An 18,929-nucleotide genomic window follows, 5' to 3' on the forward strand; every position below is an offset into this window, starting at 1 on the left:
AAGTGCCGAAGCGTGAAGACCTGAAGTCCATCCTCGTCATCGGATCGGGCCCCATCGTCATCGGGCAGGCCGCGGAGTTTGACTACTCCGGCACCCAGGCGCTGCGCGTGCTCAAGGAGGAGGGCATGCGTGTCATCCTCGTGAACTCCAACCCCGCCACGATCATGACGGACCCGGAGCTCGCCGACGCCACGTACGTGGAGCCGATCACCCCCGAGGTGGTCGAGAAGATCATCGCCAAGGAGCGTCCCGACGCGATCCTGCCGACGCTGGGCGGCCAGACGGCCCTCAACACGGCAATCGCCCTGGACAAGTCCGGCGCGCTGGAGAAGTACAACGTCGAGCTCATCGGCGCCAACATCGAGGCCATCGAGCTCGGTGAGGACCGCGAGAAGTTCAAGGGCGTCGTCGAGCGCTCCGGCGCCGAGTCGGCCAAGTCGATCATCGTTCACACCATGGAGGAGGCCCTCGCCGCCGCCAAGGTCCTGAACTACCCCTGCGTCGTCCGCCCCTCCTTCACCATGGGTGGCCTGGGCTCCGGCATGGCCTACAACGAGGAAGACCTGCACCGCATCGCCGGCGCCGGCCTGCAGTACTCGCCGACCACCGAGGTGCTCCTGGAGGAGTCCATCCTCGGCTGGAAGGAGTACGAGCTCGAGATGATGCGCGACCGCAACGACAACGTCGTGGTCGTCTGCTCCATCGAGAACTTCGACCCGGTGGGCGTCCACACGGGCGACTCGGTCACCGTGGCCCCGGCCATGACCCTGACCGACCGCGAGTACCAGAAGCTGCGTGACATCGCGATCGCCGTCATCCGCAACGTGGGCGTCGACACCGGCGGCTGCAACATCCAGTTCGCCATCGAGCCCGACACGGGCCGCGTCGTCGTCATCGAGATGAACCCGCGCGTGTCCCGTTCCTCGGCGCTGGCCTCCAAGGCCACCGGCTTCCCGATCGCCAAGATCGCCACGAAGCTCTCGCTCGGCTACACGCTGGACGAGATCCCGAACGACATCACGCAGAAGACGCCGGCCTCCTTCGAGCCGACCCTCGACTACGTCGTCGTGAAGGTCCCGCGCTTCGCCTTCGAGAAGTTCCCGGCCGCCGACGCCACCCTCACCACCACCATGAAGTCGGTGGGCGAGGCCATGGCCATCGGCCGCAACTTCACCGAGGCCCTGCAGAAGGCCCTGCGCTCCCTCGAGCAGAAGGGCTCGGAGCTCTCCTTCGACGTCCCCGCCGCCGAGGAGATCGACGCCCTCGTCGAGTCCACCGTGCTCGGTTCCACCCAGCGCCTCGCCAACGCGCAGAAGGCCCTCCTGGGTGGTGCCAGCATCGAGCGCCTCTACGAGGCCTCCGGCATCGATCCCTGGTACCTGGATCAGCTGGCCCTCATCAACGAGGTCGCCGAGCGCATCCGCGCCGACAAGGACCTGCGCCCGGAGACGCTGCGCGACGCCAAGCGCCACGGCTTCTCCGACGCCCAGATCGCCAAGCTGACGCACCAGCGCGAGGACGTCGTCCGCGGCATCCGCCACTCGCTCGGGATCCGCCCGGTGTTCAAGACCGTCGACACCTGCGCCGCCGAGTTCGAGGCCTTCACGCCGTACCACTACTCCTCGTATGACCAGGAGACGGAGGTCGCGGCGCACGAGAAGCCCTCGATCATCATCCTGGGCTCCGGCCCGAACCGCATCGGCCAGGGCATCGAGTTCGATTACTCCTGCGTCCACGCCACCATGGCGCTGCGCGAGTCCGGCTACGAGACCGTCATGGTCAACTGCAACCCCGAGACCGTCTCCACCGACTACGACGTCTCCACGCGCCTGTACTTCGAGCCGCTCACGCTCGAGGACGTCCTCGAGGTGATTCACGCCGAGGAGATCTCCGGCGGCGTGCTCGGCGTGTACGTCCAGCTCGGCGGCCAGACCCCGCTCAAGCTCGCCCAGCAGCTCCAGGACGCCGGCGTGCCGATCCTCGGCACCTCCCCGGCCGCCATCGATCTGGCCGAGGACCGCGGCGAGTTCTCCCGCGTGCTGGATCGGGCCGGCCTGATCTCCCCGAAGAACGGCACCGCCGTCTCCTTCGAGGACGCCAAGAAGATCGCCGACGAGATCGGCTACCCCGTCCTCGTGCGTCCCTCGTACGTGCTCGGCGGCCGCGGCATGGAGATCGTCTACGACGAGGCCAACCTGGCCCGCTACGTCTCCACGGCCACGGAGATCACGGCCGAGCACCCCATGCTCGTGGATCGCTTCCTCGAGGACGCGGTGGAGATCGACGTCGATGCGCTCTTCGACGGCACCGATGTGTACGTCGGCGGCATCATGGAGCACATCGAGGAGGCCGGCATTCACTCCGGCGACTCCGCGTGCGTCCTGCCGCCCATCACGCTGGCCCGCGACACGCTCGAGCGCGTCGCCACGGCCACGCGTGCCATCGCCGAGGGCGTGGGCGTGCGCGGCCTGATCAACATCCAGTTCGCGCTGGCCTCCGACGTCCTGTACGTCATCGAGGCCAACCCGCGCGCCTCCCGCACGGTGCCGTTCGTTTCCAAGGCGACCGGCGTGCAGATGGCCAAGGCAGCTGCCCTCATCGGCGTCGGTGAGACCATCGCCTCGCTGCGCGGCACGGTGCTGCCGGCGCAGGGTGACGGCGCCAACCTGCCCAAGGGTGCCCCCGTGGCGGTCAAGGAAGCCGTGCTTCCCTTCGCCCGCTTCCGCACCCCGGCCGGCCGCGTCGTCGACTCCCTGCTCGGCCCCGAGATGCGCTCCACGGGCGAGGTCATGGGCATCGATCACCACTTCGACACGGCGTTTGCCAAGTCGCAGGCGGCGGCGAACAACCCGCTGCCGACCGAGGGCAAGATCTTCGTGTCCGTCGCGAACCGCGACAAGCGCAACATCATCCTGCCGGTGCGCGCGCTGAAGGATCTCGGCTTCGAGATCGTCTCCACGGGCGGCACCGCCGACGTCCTGCGCCGCAACGACATCGAGGCCACCGTGGTCCGCAAGGTCCACGAGGAGGGCACCGAGGGCGCCAACATCGTGGACATGGTCGAGGCGGGGGAGATCGCCATGATCATCAACACCCCCTCGGGCGGCGACGCCCGCCACGACGGTTACGAGCTGCGTGCCGCCGCGACGAGCGTCGGAACGCCGGTCATCACCACGGTGGCCGAGACGACCGCGGCGGTGCAGGCCATCACGGCCGTGCGCTCCTTCCCCTGGTCGGTGGCGAGCCTGCAGGAGCACGAGGCCACCCTGGCCGCGGCCCGCGCGGAGCAGTTCAGTGCCTGAGTCCTTTGGTTCCCGGCTGGCCGGGGCCATCGCGGCCCACGGCCGGCTGTGTGTCGGGATTGATCCCCACCCCGCCCTCGTGGCGGGGTGGGGTCTGCCCGACGACGCGGAGGGCCTCAGGCGCTTCTCGTCCGTCGCGCTGCAGGCGGCCGTCGGCAACGCGGCGGCGATCAAGCCGCAGGTGGCGCTCTACGAGCGCCACGGTTCCGCGGGCCTTGCGGCCCTCGAGGAGCTCCTGGCCGACGCCCGCGAGGCGGGGATCCTGACCCTCTCCGACGCCAAGCGCGGCGACATCGGTTCCACCATGGCCGGCTACGCCGAGGCATGGCTGGGGGAGGGCTCCCCGCTCTCCTCGGATGCCGTCACGGTGTCCCCGTACCTCGGCGTGGGGGCGCTGGCCCCCGCCCTGGAGTTGGCAGCGAAGAACGGGTGCGGCGTGTTCGTGCTCGGGATCACGTCCAACCCCGAGGGGCAGCGCGTGCAGCACGCGGGCGGCGCCGACTCGGCGGCCAAGCGCGTCGTCGAGGACGTCGCAGCGTGGAACCTTGAACACGGCTCCACGCCGCTCGGCAGCGTCGGCCTCGTGGTCGGTGCCACGGTGGGCGAGGACATCGCCGCGCTGGGGCTCGATCTGGCCGCCGGCGCGCCGCCGCTGCTCACCCCGGGCTACGGGGCGCAGGGCGCCACGAGCGCCGATCTGCGCCGCGACTTTGCCCCCGTCTGGGATCAGCTGCTGGTCCCGGCCTCGCGCTCGCTGCTTGAGGCGGGCCCGGAGGGCATGCGGGACGCTGTTCTGCGCGCGAGCGAGGACCTGGCTTAAGGGGCGCGGGGCGCGCGAGCCGCGCCCATGCCACCCCAGCACGAGGCGGGGCCGGTAGGATGGGTCAATCCCTTTCCTGCACCGGCCCCGCCTTGCGCGCGCCAGGGTGGGGGAGGAGCCGCACCCACCACCGCAGGAGCACCCGTCCATGAGCGAATCAGCACCCACCCGCCCCCGCATCACCGTGCTCGCAGGACCCACGGCCGTGGGCAAGGGCACGGTCTCCGCCTACATCCGGGAGCACTACCCCGAGGTGGAGCTCTCGGTCTCGGCGACGACGCGCGATCCCCGCCCGGGCGAGGTCGACGGCGTGCACTATCACTTCGTGGGCCCCGAGCGCTTTGCCCAGATGGTGTCCGCCGGCGACATGCTTGAATCCGCGGTGGTGCACGGACGCAACTCCTACGGCACGCCGCGCTCGACCGTGCTGAAGGCGGCGGATGAGGGCAAGTACGTGCTGCTGGAGATCGACCTGCAGGGTGCGCGCCAGGTGAAGGAGTCCATGCCGGACGCCCACTTCGTGTTCCTCGCCCCGCCGAGCTGGGACGAGCTGGTGCGCCGCCTCGTGGGCCGCGGCACCGAGTCGGCCGAGGAACAGCAGCGCCGCCTCGAAACCGCTAGGATTGAGTTGGCTGCGGAGTCGGAGTTTGACGTGACCATCGTCAACGACGACGTTCGCCGGGCGGCCGAGGCGCTTGTGCGCGAGATGGGCGTGCCCACCGCGCCGCGCGCCTGAGCGCCCCTTAACGCTTTTTGCTAGACCAAGACTCACGTTCACAAGACAAAGGATCGCCAGTGGCACAGAACCTTGAAGGCATCATCAACCCGCCGATCGACGAGCTGCTCACGCGCGCCGAGTCGAAGTACGCGCTGGTGATCGACGCCGCCAAGCGCGCTCGCCAGATCAACGCCTACTACGCCCAGCTGCACGAGGGCCTCTTCGAGTACGTCGGCCCGCTGGTCGACACCCGCATGAACGAGAAGCCGCTCTCCATCGCCATGCGCGAGTTCAACGACGGCCTGCTCGAGGTTACCCCCATCGTCGAGGCCCCGGCCGACAAGGAGCCCACCGAGGGCCTGGCCCTCTGAGCCGCCTTTTCCTTCTCTAGGAGCTGTGATGCCACCGGTTTCCGCGCGCGAGGGCGCCAACATTGTCCTCGGCGTGGCCGGTGGCATCGCTGCGTATAAGGCCACGGGAATCGTCCGGGCCTTGCGCGAGGCGGGGCATCGCGTCGACGTCGTCCCCACCACCAACTCGCTGCAGTTCGTGGGCGCGGCCACGTGGGAGGCGCTCTCGGGGCGCCCCGTGCACACGAGCGTGTTCGAGGCCGTGGACAGCGTGAATCACGTGCGGCTCGGCCAGGAGGCCGATCTCGTGATCGTGGCCCCGGCCACCGCTGACCTGCTCGCCCGGGCCGCGGCGGGGCGCGCTGACGATCTGCTCACGGCCACGCTCCTGGCCACCAAGGCTCCCGTGCTCATGGCCCCGGCCATGCACACCGAGATGTGGCAGCACGCGGCCACCGTGGCAAATGTCGCCACCCTGCGCTCGCGCGGCGTGCACGTGCTCGACCCCGCCGTCGGGCGCCTCACGGGCCCGGATTCCGGGCCGGGGCGCCTGCCGGAGGCCGCCGACATCGTGGCCGCTGCCCTGCCGCTGCTCGGCAGCGGGGCCCTGAGCGGCCGCCGCGTCGTCGTGACGGCCGGCGGCACGCGCGAGGCGCTGGATCCCGTGCGCTTCCTTGGCAATCGCTCCTCCGGCAAACAGGGCGTGGCCCTCGCGGCGGCCGCCCGCGACCTGGGCGCGAGCGTCCTCTTGATCGCCGCCCACCTCGAGGTCCCGGCGCCCTCGGGCGTCGAGCTCCTCAACGTGACGAGCGCGCGCGAGCTGCAGACCGCCGTCGAGCGCGAGGTGCCCGGCGCCGACGTGCTCATCATGGCCGCGGCCGTGGCCGACTTCCGCCCGGCCCAGTACGTTGCGTCCAAGATGAAGAAAACCGACGACGTCGAGGCGCCCGAGCTCACGCTCGTGCGCAACCCCGACATCCTGGCCGGCGCGGTCGCCGCGCGGGCCGCGGGGGAGGCCGCCGAACGCGGCGGCTGGCCCGATCTCATCGTCGGATTCGCCGCCGAAACCGGCGACGAGAGCCACAGCGTCCTCGACTACGCCCGCCAGAAGCTGGCCCGCAAGGGTTGCGATCTGCTCGTGGTCAACGAGGTGGGTGAGTCCAAGGGTTTCGCCGCCGACGTCAACGAGGTCAGCATCCTCTTCGCCTCGGGCGCCGAGCCCGTGCGCGCCGCCGGCAGCAAGGACGACGTCGCTCGGGCCGTGACGCAGGCCATCGCCGACGCGCTCTGACGCCCCGGCCCGGTAGAGTGTTCGGGTGACCCAGACCCCAACACCCCTGCGCCTCTTCTCCTCCGAGTCTGTGACCGAGGGACACCCCGACAAGATCTGTGACCAGATCTCGGATGCCATCCTCGACGCGCTCCTGGCCCAAGACCCCGACTCTCGCGTGGCCGTGGAGACCCTCACGACCACCGGTCTCGTGCAGGTGGCCGGCGAGGTCACGACCAACGGTTACGTCGAGATCCCGCAGCTGGTGCGCAACACCATCCTGGACCTGGGCTACGACTCCAGCGCCAACGGCTTCGACGGCGCGCGCTGCGGCGTGAACATCTCGATCGGCCAGCAGAGCCAGGAGATCGCGGACGGCGTCTTCAACTCGCTCGAGGTCCGCGAGGGCATCGCGGTGGACGACCGCGACCGTCAGGGCGCCGGCGACCAGGGCATCATGTTCGGCTACGCGAGCGACGAGAACGACGCGTTCATGCCGACCCCCATCCACCTGGCCCACCGCCTCTCGCACCAGCTCACCCGCGCGCGCCGCGACGGCGTGCTGACGGGGCTGCGCCCCGACGGCAAGACCCAGGTGACGATCGGCTACGACGGCGACACCCCGGTGTCCCTGGAGACCGTGGTGGTCTCGAGCCAGCACGCGATCGACTACGACATCTCGGACGTCCGCCGCGATCTGCTCGAGGCAGTGGTGCGCCCCGTGCTCTCCACCACGGAGCTGGACACCTCGAACACCCAGATCATCCTGAACCCCTCGGGCGAGTTCGTCATCGGCGGCCCCGTGGGAGACGCCGGCCTGACCGGTCGCAAGATCATCGTCGACACCTACGGCGGCTTCGCCCGCCACGGCGGCGGTGCCTTCTCCGGCAAGGACCCGAGCAAGGTGGACCGCTCGGCGGCCTACGCCATGCGCTGGGTTGCAAAGAACGTCGTCGCGGCCGGCCTGGCCAAGCGCGCCGAGGTGCAGGTCGCGTACGCGATCGGCAAGGCCCGCCCCGTTGGCCTGTACGTGGAGACCTTCGGCACCGAGACCGTGGATCCCGCGCGCATCGCCGTGGCCATCAACGAGATCTTCGACCTGCGCCCGCTCGGCATCATCGAGGACCTGGATCTGAAGCGCCCGATCTACCGCAAGACCGCGGCGCACGGCCACTTCGGCCGTAGCGATCCGGACTTCACCTGGGAGCGTCTGGACCGCGTGGACGCGCTGCGTTCCTGGTTCAACGCCTGAGTCGGTCCGTGTGAGCGGCGTCGGCTCCGGCGCTCAGGGGAGGCCGGGGGACCAGACCCCCGGCCTCTTCGACGTGCCCGAGCCGCCCGCCGCCCCGGCGCTCGGAGCGGTCAAGGCCGCCGCCGTGTTGCCCGTGGCCCGGGTGCTCCTGGAGACGCCGGTCCCGCACCTCGATCGTCCCTTCGACTACCTCGTCCCCGCGGAGCTCGACGACGCCGCGCGGCCGGGGGTGCGCGTGCGCGTTCCCTTCGGTGGGCGGCGCCTCAACGGCTACCTGCTCGAGCGTGTGGACGAGCCCGAGCCGGGCGTGCGGCCCGTGCCGCTCGCCGCCGTCGTCTCGCCCGAGGTGGTGCTCGACCCCGACGTCCTGGCGCTGGCCCGCGATGTCGCCGAGCGCTACGCGGGGACCGTGGCCGACGTCCTCCGAGCAGCCCTGCCCCCGCGCGTGGCCAAGGTGGAGAAGGAGGAGCGCGAGGCGCGGGAACCCTTCGCCCCTGGTCTGCCCGAGCCGGGCCCGTGGTTGCTCGAGGACGGCGGAGCCGCCTTCCTCGACGCTCTCGCGGCGGGGGAGTCCCCGCGCGTGGTCACCTCCTGCCCGCCCGACGGCGGCGCCGGCTGGGCCACGCGCCTCGCCCTCGCCGCCCAGGCCACCCTCGCCTCGGGGCGCGGAGCCCTCCTGCTCGTGCCGGACGCGCGCGACCTCGAGCGGCTCTGCGAGGTGCTCGACGAGCTCCTCGGCGCACACAACTACGCCCGGCTCAGCGCCGACGACGGTCCGACTCCGCGCTATCGGGCCTTCCTGCGGGCCGCACGCGGCGACGTTGCGCTCGTGGTCGGAACACGCAACGCCGCCTTCGCCCCCGTCAGGAACCTGGGCCTTGTGTCCATGTGGGACGACCACGATTCCTCCTATCTCGAACCCCGGGCGCCGTATCACCACGCCCGCGAGGTGCTCCTGTTGCGCGCGGCCCAGGCCGGGTGCGCCGCGCTCTTTGCCTCGGCGGCCCGCAGCGCCGAGGCGCAGCGCCTCGTCCTGACCGGGTGGGCGCGGGAGCTGAGCGTCCCCCGCTCCAGGCTGCGCGACGTCGCCCCGTGGGTGCGGGCCGCCGCCGACGACTTCGCTGCGCAGCGCGATCCGCTCCTGCACGCCGCCCGCGTGCCGCGCATCGCCTGGGAGGCGGCCAAGTGCGCGCTCGAGAGCGCTCCGGTCCTGGTGCAGGTGGCGCGGACTGGCTTCCTTCCAGCCCTGCGCTGCGAGCGCTGCCGCGAGGCAGCGCGCTGCCCCAAGTGCGGCGGTCCCCTGGCGCTCGCCCGCTCCGGTGGGGATCCGGTGTGCCGCTGGTGCGGCACCTATTGCCGCGACTTCACGTGCCCGCACTGCCACGGCAAGCGCCTGCGCGCCGGCACGGTGGGTGCCGACCGGACGGCCGAGGAGCTCGGGCGGGCCTTCCCCGGCGTGGCGATTATCCGGGCCACGGGCGCCGACGGCGTGCGCTCCGTGGGCCCGACCCCCGCGCTCGTGATCTCCACCCCCGGGGCGGAACCGGTGGCCGAGGGCGGCTACGGTGCAGTGTTGATCCTCGACGCCGACGCCCAGCTGGCCCCCGAGGGGCTGCGCGTGGGCGAGGACGCCCTCCACCGGTGGTTCGCCGCCGCCTCACTGGCCAAGGGCAGGGAGGCCGGAGGCGTCGTCGTGCTCACGGGACACGCCTCGCCGCAAGGCCAGGCCCTGGTGCGCTGGGACCCGGCCGGCGCGGCCCAGCGCGAGCTGGGCGAGCGCTCCCAGGCCGCCCTGCCGCCCGCCGTGCGCTCCGCCGTGCTCGTGGGACCCGCGGCCGCCGCCGATCGCTTTGCCTCCGACATCGCCGCGGCGGCGGAAGGACTGCGGCTCGTGGGCCCGACGCCGGGCGAGGAGCCGGAGGAGCACCGCTGGATCCTCTTCTTCGATCACGCGCACGGCCCGCGCGTCACGTCGCTGCTGCGCCGACGCAAGGCCCTGGGTTCGCTGCGCAAGGATCCAGTGGTGCACGTGCGCGTGGACGACCCGCGCGCGCTCTAGCCGAGGGAACGAGCCCTCGCGGCTCAGGCGAGGAAGCGCTCGATCGCGGCGGCGGCCGTGCCCGGCGTTTCGTAGTGGATGAGGTGGCCCACGCCCTGGATCATTTCCAGCTCGGCGTGCGGGAAGGTCCCGGCCAGGATCTCCTGCCCGCGGACCGAGCCCAGCGGATCGGCCGATCCGGCCACGAGCAGGGTGGGCGCCTCGATCGCGGCGGCCACCTCGAGGACCGTGTGCGCCACCGAGGCGCGGTAGGACTCCAGGAGCGTGGCGGGGGAGGAGAAGCCGGCGAAGTAGGCGCGGTGCTGCGCCTTGACGTAGGCCCGCGTCGCCGGATCGCTCGAGGTGACCATGGCCGCCGTCGTGGCGTCAACGATGAGGCGGGAGCGCAGGATCGCCTCGCCCAGGCGCCCGGGGAGGAACGCGCCGGCGGCGTAGTAGAACTCGGCCAGCTTGGTCGTGATGGCCGCCGAGCCCTCGAGCGCCAGCTCGCAGATGGGGTTGATCAACACCAGCCGGGAGAAGGCCCCCGGGTGCGCGGCGAGGTAGTGGGAGGTCACCACCGAGCCGTAGGAGTGTCCGAGCAGGACCGTGTCTGCTGGGAGCTCGAGGGCGGTCCGCAGGGCCTCGATGACCATCCCGTGGCCGGTCACGTCGTGGGCAGGCGCCCCCTCGCCCGCGAACGGTCCGGAGTCGCCGAAGCCAGGCAGATCGGGGATGACGAAGCGGTGGCGGGGCAGGGCGTTCACGATGCGGCGCAGGCCGTGGTGGTCGCCGCGGAAGCCGTGGATCGCCAGGATGGTTCCGGCCGGAGCGCCGATCGGCTCGTAGCTGCGCACGACGAGCGTGGAGCCACCCACCTCCAGCGCGAAGCGCAGCGACGGGCGATCGTCGATCAGCGGGGGATCGAGGGGGGCGGGGCTCTGCTGACTCACGAAGCCAGCCTACGGGGCGGCCGGGTCCGCACCCGCGCCGGCCAGGGCCCGCGCCGCCGTCTCGTCCACGACCACGTGCGTGAAGAGCTCGGCGCGCAGCGCGCCGAGGAGGCCTGGCACCTTGCCCCGCCCGTGCACCACGCCGAGGCGGTGGGGAACCGTGGCCAGGGTGTCGAAGGTGGGGCCGGTGGAGCGCGCGTTGAGGGCGATGCCGTCGTGGGTGCCATCCGCGCGGAAGAAGCGCGTCGCGATGTCGCCCACCACCCCCTCCTGCTCGATGAGGCGGTAGTCCTCCTCGTCGAGGAAGTCGCCGTCATAGAGGTGGCTCGTGACGGTTGCGTTCAGGGAGCCGATGCCGGCCACCATGAGGTGCATGCGGCGCTGCAGGTGGACGATGCGCGAGATGGAACGCTCCTTCCACAGCAGCTCGCGGGCGGCCGGGTCGTCGAAAAACGCTGGGACGGGGAAGGACTGCAGCGAGCCGTCGTAGGCGTCGGCGAAGCGGCGCAGGATGCTCGCGGCATAGTCCTCGCCCGTGGAGGTGGGCGAGCCGGCACCGTTGAGCTGGACGAAGGTCAGCCCGCTCGTGGGGTGGCGGCCGAGGCGCTGCGAGAGCGCCCGGACCGTCGTGCCCCAGGCCAGCCCCACCACGGAGTTGGGCTTGACGAGGTGCGCCACGACCGAGGCGGCGACGGAGGCCACGCGGTCGAGTTCCTGCTCGGGGGAGTCGCCCACGATGGTCGGGACCACGGTGAAGCGCACGCCGTGGCGCTCGGCCAGGAGCTGGGCCAGATCCCTGACGCCGTGCGTCGGATCGTGCAGCCGGATCTCCACGATGCCGCGCTCGCGGGCCTCGGACAGGGCGCGCGAGACGGTGGACCTGGACACGCCCCAATCGCGCGCCAGCGAGTCCATGGTGCGCTGCTCTTCGTAGTAGCCCTTGGCGATCGCCAGGAGCATCGCGGAGCGGCGCTGTTGCTCGTTTGTTCCGCCCGAGGTTCGGTTCATCTTGCCTCCTTGCACGTATGTGCGTTGGGCTTGATCGTACTTGCACGGGGGTCAAGGATCGGGAAGTGACGGCCGCAACACGGCCGCGCCGCGCGAGCGGCAACCGAGCAGTTCCACGGAGGATCACCATGTCAGGACAGGCGAACTCAGTTCCCGGCTCCCTCAACGCGCCCGCACCCCAGGGCGGCGCCGAACGATCCAGCGTGGCGGCCCTGCGTGAGCGCCCGCGCGCCCAGGTCCTCATCATCGGCGGCGGCGTCAACGGCGTCGGCACCTACCGCGACCTGGCCCTGCAGGGCATCGACGTCGCGGTCGTCGAGGCCGCCGACTACGCCAACGGCGCGTCCGGCGCCTCGAGCCACATGATTCACGGTGGCATCCGCTACCTCGAGAACGGCGAGTTCCGCCTGGTCCACGAGTCCGTCGTGGAACGCAACCGCCTCCTCAAGCTGGCGCCGCACTACGTGCGCCCCCTCCACACCTCGGTGCCCATGCGCAAGGTCTTCTCCGGCCTGCTCAACGCGCCCATGAAGTTCCTCTTCCACAAGCAGGGCAAGCCCGCCGAGCGCGGCGCCATTGTCATCAACCTCGGCCTGACGATGTACGACATCTTCTCCGGCGCCGGCCGTGTGGCGCCCAAGCACTCCTTCACGTGGGGCCGCAAGAAGGTCGCCCAGGAGATGCCGCAGCTGCGCCCCGACACCAAGTACCTGGGCACCTACTACGACGCCTCCGTGCATAACCCGGAGCGCCTCATCATGGACCTCGTGACCGAGGGTGACGCCACGGGCCACGGCCGCAGCGCCAACTACGTCCGCGCGGTGGGCCACTCCGCCGAGGGCGTCGTGCTGCGCGACGAGATCTCCGGCGAGGAGTTCTCCTTCGCCGCCGACGTGGTCATCAATGCCACGGGTAACTGGGTCGATCCGACCAACGAGGCACTCGGCAAGGCCACTCGCCTCATGGGCGGCACCAAGGGCAGCCACATCGTCCTTGATCACCCCGAGCTGCTCGAGGCCACCCGCGGCCGCGAGATCTTCTTCGAGCACGAGGATGGGCGCATCGTGCTCATCTACCCCATGCTCGGCCGCGTGCTCGTGGGCACCACCGACCTGGACTCCGAGCCCGGCGCCGAGCCGGTCGCGACGGACGAGGAGGTCGAGTACTTCTTCGACCTGATCCACCACGTCTTCCCGCAGATCAAGGTGACGACCGACGAGATCGTCTACACCTTCTGCGGCGTGCGCCCGCTCCCGCGCCACGACGGCTCCACGCCGGGCGCCGTGTCCCGCGATTACCACATCGATCGCGCCGTGAACCACGGCCGTCCCATGCTCTCCCTCGTGGGCGGCAAGTGGACCACCTTCCGCGCCCTCTCGGAGACGCTTGCCGACGAGGCGCTCAAGGAACTCGGTGCCACGCGCAAGCTCTCCACCGAGAATCTGCCGATCGGCGGTGGCAAGGACTACCCTGAGGGCGAGGCCGCGCAGCAGCGCTACCTCGAGTCGCTGACCGATACGGGGCTTGGCCTGGGCCACGCCACCGTGCTTCTGGAGCGCTACGGCACCCGCGCCGCCGACGTCGCGGCCTTCCTGGCCGCCGGCGAGGACGTGCCCCTGTCCACCACGGACGAACTCAGCACCCGCGAACTCGAGTGGTTCGCCACGCAGGAGCAGCTGGGCCACACCGTGGACGTCTTCATCCGCCGCACCAACCTGGCCTTCCGAGGCCTCGTGACGCGCGAGATGATCAACGAAGTTTCCCAGGTGCTCTCCAAGCACCTCGGGTGGGACGAGAGCCGCACCGCGGCCGAGTCCCAGTTCGCCCAGGATGTTCTGGTCGAACGTCATCGCATGGCCTCCCTGGGGGCCAAGCTGTAGTCGCACCTGCAGTACAGAGGCCCTCCCGGCCGGGAGGGCCTCTTCCCGCACCCGGCGGCACACCGTGCCGCCGACCTTGAAGGAGTCAATGATGTCTCTGGGAGCAGTCTTCCTCGCTGAGCTGGCCGGCACGGCCATGCTCGTCCTGCTGGGTTGTGGCGTCGTCGCGAACGTCGCCCTGACCAAGAACAAGGGCTTCAACGGTGGATTCCTGATGGTGAACTTCGGATGGGGCCTCGCGGTCTTCTCCGGCGTTTACGTCGCTTTCGCCTCCGGCGCTCACCTGAACCCCGCCGTCACCCTGGGCATTTGGGCCTCGGGCGCCAAGGAGTTCGTCCCGGGCGTGCCCGTGGACTTCGCCGCCATCCTCGTTTACATCGCCGCTCAGATGATCGGTGCCTTCATCGGCGCCGTCGCCTGCTGGCTCGCCTACAAGCAGCACTTCGACGCGGAGGAGGACCCGGCCAACAAGCTGGGCGTCTTCTCCACTGGTCCCGCCATCCGTAACAACGGCTGGAACGTCACCACCGAGATCATCGCCACCTTCGTGCTGGTCTTCGTCGTCTTGCTCTTCGGCAAGACCCCCTCCGGCCTCGGCCCGCTCGCCGTCGCCCTTCTCGTTGTCGGCATCGGCGCCTCCCTGGGTGGCCCCACCGGCTACGCCATCAACCCCGCCCGCGACCTCGGTCCCCGCATCGCTCACGCCGTGCTGCCCATCAAGGGCAAGGGTTCCTCGGACTGGGCCTACGCCTGGGTTCCGGTCCTCGGCCCGATCGTGGGCGGCATTCTCGCCGGCCTCGCGTTCATGGCCTACGCCCCGGCCTTCGCCGCCTGATATTCCAATCCAGCACAAGCTAGGGAGTAACGCATGAGCGAGAACAAGTACGTCATCGCCATCGACCAGGGCACCACCTCGTCCCGCGCGATCGTCTTCGATCACGACGGGCAGATCGTGTCGGTGGGTCAGCTCGAGCACGAGCAGATCTTCCCGCAGGCCGGTTGGGTTGAGCACAACCCCGCCGAGATCTGGAACAACACCCGCGAGGCGATCGGCCAGGCGCTGTCCAAGGCCAACATCACGCGTCACGACATCGTGTCGGTTGGCATCACCAACCAGCGCGAGACCGCCGTCGTATGGGACAAGAACACGGGCGAGGCCGTCTACAACGCCATCGTCTGGCAGGACACCCGCACGCAGAACATCGTCGACGAGCTGGCCAAGAACGGCGGCGTCGACCGCTTCAAGTCGATCGTCGGCCTGCCGCTGGCGACGTACTTCTCCGGCACCAAGATCAAGTGGATCCTCGACAACGTCGAGGGCGCCCGCGAGCGCGCCGAGGCCGGCGATCTGCTCTTCGGCACCACCGACTCCTGGGTCCTGTGGAACCTCACGGGCGGCGTCGATGGCGGCGTGCACGCCACCGACGTCACCAACGCGTCCCGCACGCTGCTCATGGACATCCGCACGCTGTCGTGGCGTGAGGACATCGCCGCAGAGTTCGGCGTGCCGCTGTCCATGCTCCCGGAGATCAAGCCCTCCTCGGGCGAGTTCGGCCGCGTGCACACCGACCAGCTGCTGCGCGAGGTGCCCGTTACCGGCATCCTGGGCGATCAGCAGTCGGCGACGTTCGGCCAGGCCGCGTTCGAGGCCGGCGAGGCCAAGAACACCTACGGCACGGGCTGCTTCCTCATCTTCAACACGGGTGAGGAGGTCGTTGAGTCCAAGAACGGCCTGCTGACCACGGTGGGGTACAAGCTCGGCGACGAGCCGACCCACTACGCGCTGGAGGGTTCCATCGCCGTGGCCGGCTCGCTGATTCAGTGGCTGCGCGACAACCTGAAGATGATCGACTCCGCCCCCGAGGTGGAGGAGCTCGCCGCGTCGGTCGAGGACAACGGCGGCGCGTACATCGTGCCGGCGTTCTCCGGCCTGTTTGCTCCGTACTGGCGTCCCGACGCCCGCGGCGCCATCGTGGGCCTGACCCGCTTCGTGAACCGCGGCCACATCGCCCGTGCCGCGCTCGAGTCCACCGCCTTCCAGACCGCCGACGTCATCGACGCCGTCAACAAGGATTCCGGTGTTCCGCTCACGGAGCTGCGCGTCGACGGCGGCATGACCGCCAACGAGGCGCTCATGCAGTTCCAGGCCGACATCCTCGGCGTGGACGTGGTTCGCCCGCAGGTCACCGAGACCACCGCGCTCGGTGCGGCCTACGCCTCCGGCCTGGCCGTGGGCTTCTGGTCCGGCCTGGGCGAGCTCAAGGCCAACTGGGCCGAGGACAAGCGCTGGAGCCCGTCGATCGACGGCGCCGAGCGCGAGCGCCTGCTGCGCCTGTGGCACAAGGCCGTCACCAAGTCGTACGACTGGGTCGACGAGGACGTGAAGTGATCGCTTGATCGCTTGAGGTCGAGACAGGGCCCCGCCCGACGCATCACGCGTCGGGCGGGGCCCTGCCCTTTGTCTCGCGGCCGGTGACGGCCGATGAAGGTCGCATACCCCCTCTCGTGCCCTCCCGCACTTTTCGTTCCATCCCGCACCTTCTGTACGGGATGGAATGAAAAGTGCGGGATTTGAGAGCACTGGGTAGGTGTGAGGGCAGGTGGTGGGGGCGCAGGTGGGGCGAAGCCCACCGGAAGGCACGACGGCGCGGCGGGGCACCTCAGGTGCCCCGCCGCGCCGTCGTGCACTGGGACACATCAGCGACCCGACCCGGGCGCGTGAACCGCGCCACGGCGGGCCTGACGTAGGATTGAAGCCATGTCCCGCGTCGGCTCCACGAGGAGCTCGGATGCGGGACGCGTAGTTGTATCTCATGAGAGAGGTTTCACGGTGTCCGAGGCGCAGAGCGCACCCACCCCTGAGGCGAACGAGGACGTCTACGACGTCAAGGCCATCGAGGCGCGCTGGGGTTCCTACTGGGAGGAAGCCGGCACCTTTGTGCCGCTCGACGACGGAAGCCGCGAGCGCCGCTACGTGCTTGATATGTTCCCGTACCCCTCGGGCGACCTTCACATGGGCCACGCCGAGGCGTTTGCCATGGGCGACGTCGTCTCGCGCCACTGGCGCCACTGCGGCTACGACGTGATGCACCCGATCGGCTGGGACTCCTTCGGCCTGCCCGCCGAGAACGCTGCCATCAAGAACAACCAGCACCCGGCCGAGTGGACGTACAAGAACATCGAGACGCAGGCGGGCAGCTTTAAGCGCTACGCCATCAGCGCCGATTGGAACCGTCGCCTGCACACCTCGGATCCCGAGTACTACCGCTGGACCCAGTGGCTCTTCCTGGAGCTGTTCAAGAACGGCCTGGCGTACCGCAAGGACTCGCCGGTCAACTGGTGCCCCAAGGACCAGACCGTGCTCGCCAACGAGCAGGTCGTCAACGGCAAGTGCGAGCGTTGCGGCACCGAGGTCACCAAGAAGTCCCTGAACCAGTGGTACTTCAAGATCACCGACTTCGCCGACCGCCTGCTGGATGAGATGGATCAACTGGAGGGCCACTGGCCCGACCGCGTCCTGTCCATGCAGCGCAACTGGATCGGTCGCAGCCACGGCGCCCACGTCCGCTTCGGCATTCAGGCCGCGGGCGAGCAGCCGGCGCACGACGTCACGGTCTTCACGACGCGCCCCGACACGCTCTTCGGCGCGACCTTCATGGTCGTGGCCGTGGACGCCCTGCTGGCCGCCGAGCTCGTCACCCCCGGGCAGCGCGAGGCCTTCGAGGCCTACCGCGAGTCGGTCAAGGTGCTCTCCGACATCGAGCGTCAGTCCTCCGAGCGCGAGAAGACCGGCGTCTTCCTGGGCCGCACGGCGATCAACCCGCTCTCGGGCGAGGAGATCCCGGTGTGGGCCTCCGATTACGTCCTGGCCGACTACGGCACGGGCGCCATCATGGCCGTGCCCGCGCACGATCAGCGCGACCTCGACTTCGCCCGCGCCATGGACCTGCCGGTCCGCGTGGTGCTGGAGACCGGCGAGGAGAACCCGGCCGAGTCCGGCGTCGCGACCGTCGGCGAGGGCAAGCTCGTCAACTCGGGCGAGCTGGACGGCCTGAACAAGGCCGAGGCGATCGCCCAGGCCATCGGCATCGTGGAGTCCAAGGGCCTCGGCGAGGCCACGACCACCTACCGCCTGCGCGACTGGCTGGTCTCCCGCCAGCGCTTCTGGGGCGCCCCGATCCCGGTGATCCACTGCGAGCACTGCGGCGAGGTCGCCGTGCCAGACGAGCAGCTGCCCGTGCGCCTGCCCGACAACTTGCGCGGCGAGGCGCTGTCCCCGAAGGGTCAGTCCCCCCTGGCCGCGGCCGAGGACTGGGTCAACGTGGCCTGCCCGAGCTGTGGCGGCGCCGCCAAGCGCGACACCGACACCATGGACACCTTCGTTGACTCGTCCTGGTACTACCTGCGCTTCGCCTCCCCGCAGTCCTCCACCGCGGCGTTCGACGCCGAGGCCGTCAAGAACTGGCTGCCCGTGGGCCAGTACGTGGGCGGCGTCGAGCACGCCATCCTGCACCTGCTCTACTCGCGCTTCATCACCAAGGTGCTCCAGCACCTGGGCCACCTGGACTTCCCGGAGCCGTTCTCGGCGCTGCTGAACCAGGGCCAGGTCTTGAACGGCGGCAAGGCGATGTCCAAGTCGCTCGGCAACGGCGTGAACCTGGGCGAGCAGCTCGACGAGTTTGGCGTGGACGCCATCCGCACCACCATGGTGTTCGCCTCCCCGCCGGAGGACGACGTCGACTGGGCGGACGTGGCCCCGCACGCCATGCAGAAGTTCCTGGCCCGCGCGTGGCGCCTCGCGAACGACGTCACCTCGGAGCCGGGCGTCGACCCGGCCACCGGTGCCAAGGCCGTGCGTTCGGCGACCCACAAGGCGCTGCACGACGCGCTGGAGCTGCTGGACGCCGGCAAGTTCAACGTCGTCATCGCCCGCACCATGGAGCTCGTCAACGCCGCCCGCAAGGCGATCGACGGCGAGATCGGCGGCGCCGATCCGGCCGTGCGCGAGGCCGTGGAGACGGTCACGCTGCTGCTGAGCCTCGTGGCCCCCTACACCGCCGAGGACATGTGGGCCCGCCTGGGCCACGAGCCCTCCGTAGCCAACGTGCCGTGGCCCGCCGTCGACGAGACCCTGCTGGTCGAGGACTCCGTCACCGCCGTGGTGCAGATCCGCGGCAAGATCCGCGCCAAGCTCGAGGTCCCCGCCGACATCTCCGAGGAGGAGCTGCGCGAGCTCGCCCTCGGCGACGAGGCGGTCAAGCGCTCGGTCGGCGACGCCGAGATCGTCAAGGTGATCGTCCGGGCGCCCAAGCTGGTGTCCCTGGTGGTCAAGTAGCGT

13 protein-coding genes are annotated in these 18,929 nt (G+C 70.2%); 11 read left to right on the forward strand and 2 right to left on the reverse strand.

Features of this window, described 5'->3' with window-relative positions:
- The first annotated feature begins 2 nt into the window (after positions 1-2).
- The 7 genes from carB to DWB68_RS03680 all read left to right on the forward strand — a co-directional run bounded on the left by carB (position 3) and on the right by DWB68_RS03680 (position 9,771).
- The gene (gene carB / locus DWB68_RS03650; protein ID WP_119423785.1) at positions 3-3,302 is read left to right on the forward strand and encodes a carbamoyl-phosphate synthase large subunit; all 3,300 of its coding nucleotides are present in this window, start codon (positions 3-5) and stop codon (positions 3,300-3,302) included.
- Positions 3,295-4,122, forward strand: coding sequence for an orotidine-5'-phosphate decarboxylase (gene pyrF / locus DWB68_RS03655; protein ID WP_119423786.1), 828 nt, complete (start codon positions 3,295-3,297; stop codon positions 4,120-4,122). Before carB ends, pyrF begins: the two co-directional genes overlap by 8 nt.
- A gap of 148 nt (positions 4,123-4,270) precedes the next feature.
- Complete coding sequence (gmk, locus tag DWB68_RS03660; RefSeq protein ID WP_119423787.1) at positions 4,271-4,858, forward strand: guanylate kinase; 588 nt, start codon at positions 4,271-4,273, stop codon at positions 4,856-4,858.
- 59 nt (positions 4,859-4,917) lie between these two features.
- Complete coding sequence (gene rpoZ / locus DWB68_RS03665) at positions 4,918-5,211, forward strand: DNA-directed RNA polymerase subunit omega (RefSeq protein WP_119423788.1); 294 nt, start codon at positions 4,918-4,920, stop codon at positions 5,209-5,211.
- A gap of 28 nt (positions 5,212-5,239) precedes the next feature.
- Positions 5,240-6,481 carry a bifunctional phosphopantothenoylcysteine decarboxylase/phosphopantothenate--cysteine ligase CoaBC gene (coaBC, locus tag DWB68_RS03670; protein ID WP_119423789.1) on the forward strand — a complete coding sequence of 414 codons (1,242 nt, stop codon included), beginning with the start codon at positions 5,240-5,242 and terminating at the stop codon, positions 6,479-6,481.
- Positions 6,482-6,506: 25 nt separating this feature from the next.
- On the forward strand, positions 6,507-7,712 hold the full coding sequence (gene metK / locus DWB68_RS03675; protein WP_119423790.1) for a methionine adenosyltransferase: 1,206 nt from the start codon (positions 6,507-6,509) through the stop codon (positions 7,710-7,712).
- 10 nt (positions 7,713-7,722) lie between these two features.
- A complete protein-coding gene (locus tag DWB68_RS03680) occupies positions 7,723-9,771 on the forward strand; it encodes a primosomal protein N' family DNA-binding protein (protein ID WP_233548594.1) in 2,049 nt (682 codons plus the stop codon).
- A gap of 23 nt (positions 9,772-9,794) precedes the next feature.
- Here the strand turns inward: DWB68_RS03680 and DWB68_RS03685 are convergent, their stop codons facing one another.
- Both DWB68_RS03685 and DWB68_RS03690 read right to left on the reverse strand, forming a co-directional pair.
- On the reverse strand, positions 9,795-10,703 hold the full coding sequence (locus DWB68_RS03685) for an alpha/beta fold hydrolase (protein ID WP_119423791.1): 909 nt from the start codon (positions 10,701-10,703) through the stop codon (positions 9,795-9,797).
- A 9-nt stretch (positions 10,704-10,712) separates the two neighbouring features.
- Positions 10,713-11,711 (reverse strand): sugar-binding transcriptional regulator, encoded by a 999-nt coding sequence (locus DWB68_RS03690; RefSeq protein ID WP_119423792.1) that lies wholly within the window; start codon positions 11,709-11,711, stop codon positions 10,713-10,715.
- A gap of 128 nt (positions 11,712-11,839) precedes the next feature.
- Here DWB68_RS03690 and DWB68_RS03695 point away from each other — a divergent pair, with 128 nt between their 5' ends.
- The 4 genes from DWB68_RS03695 to leuS all read left to right on the forward strand — a co-directional run bounded on the left by DWB68_RS03695 (position 11,840) and on the right by leuS (position 18,926).
- The gene (locus DWB68_RS03695; RefSeq protein WP_119423793.1) at positions 11,840-13,591 is read left to right on the forward strand and encodes a glycerol-3-phosphate dehydrogenase/oxidase; all 1,752 of its coding nucleotides are present in this window, start codon (positions 11,840-11,842) and stop codon (positions 13,589-13,591) included.
- Between the two features lie 91 nt (positions 13,592-13,682).
- The gene (locus DWB68_RS03700) at positions 13,683-14,426 is read left to right on the forward strand and encodes an MIP/aquaporin family protein (RefSeq protein WP_119423794.1); all 744 of its coding nucleotides are present in this window, start codon (positions 13,683-13,685) and stop codon (positions 14,424-14,426) included.
- 33 nt (positions 14,427-14,459) lie between these two features.
- Complete coding sequence (gene glpK / locus DWB68_RS03705; RefSeq protein WP_119423795.1) at positions 14,460-15,980, forward strand: glycerol kinase GlpK; 1,521 nt, start codon at positions 14,460-14,462, stop codon at positions 15,978-15,980.
- A 369-nt stretch (positions 15,981-16,349) separates the two neighbouring features.
- Positions 16,350-18,926, forward strand: a complete 2,577-nt coding sequence (gene leuS / locus DWB68_RS03710) for a leucine--tRNA ligase (RefSeq protein WP_119423796.1) — start codon at positions 16,350-16,352, stop codon at positions 18,924-18,926.
- Positions 18,927-18,929: the final 3 nt, after the last annotated feature.

The organism is Galactobacter valiniphilus, from assembly GCF_003575975.1.
Taxonomy (GTDB): Bacteria; Actinomycetota; Actinomycetes; order Actinomycetales; family Micrococcaceae; genus Galactobacter; species Galactobacter valiniphilus.

What these genes read in the sequence shown, in the direction of transcription:
- gmk (WP_119423787.1), top strand. Translation starts at nt 4,271, where the DNA reads ATGAGCGAATCAGCACCCACCCGCCCCCGCATCACCGTGCTCGCAGGA.
- coaBC (WP_119423789.1), top strand. Translation starts at nt 5,240, where the DNA reads ATGCCACCGGTTTCCGCGCGCGAGGGCGCCAACATTGTCCTCGGCGTG.
- DWB68_RS03690 (WP_119423792.1), bottom strand. Translation starts at nt 11,711, where the DNA reads ATGAACCGAACCTCGGGCGGAACAAACGAGCAACAGCGCCGCTCCGCG.
- DWB68_RS03695 (WP_119423793.1), top strand. Translation starts at nt 11,840, where the DNA reads ATGTCAGGACAGGCGAACTCAGTTCCCGGCTCCCTCAACGCGCCCGCA.
- DWB68_RS03700 (WP_119423794.1), top strand. Translation starts at nt 13,683, where the DNA reads ATGTCTCTGGGAGCAGTCTTCCTCGCTGAGCTGGCCGGCACGGCCATG.
- glpK (WP_119423795.1), top strand. Translation starts at nt 14,460, where the DNA reads ATGAGCGAGAACAAGTACGTCATCGCCATCGACCAGGGCACCACCTCG.
- leuS (WP_119423796.1), top strand. Translation starts at nt 16,350, where the DNA reads ATGTCCCGCGTCGGCTCCACGAGGAGCTCGGATGCGGGACGCGTAGTT.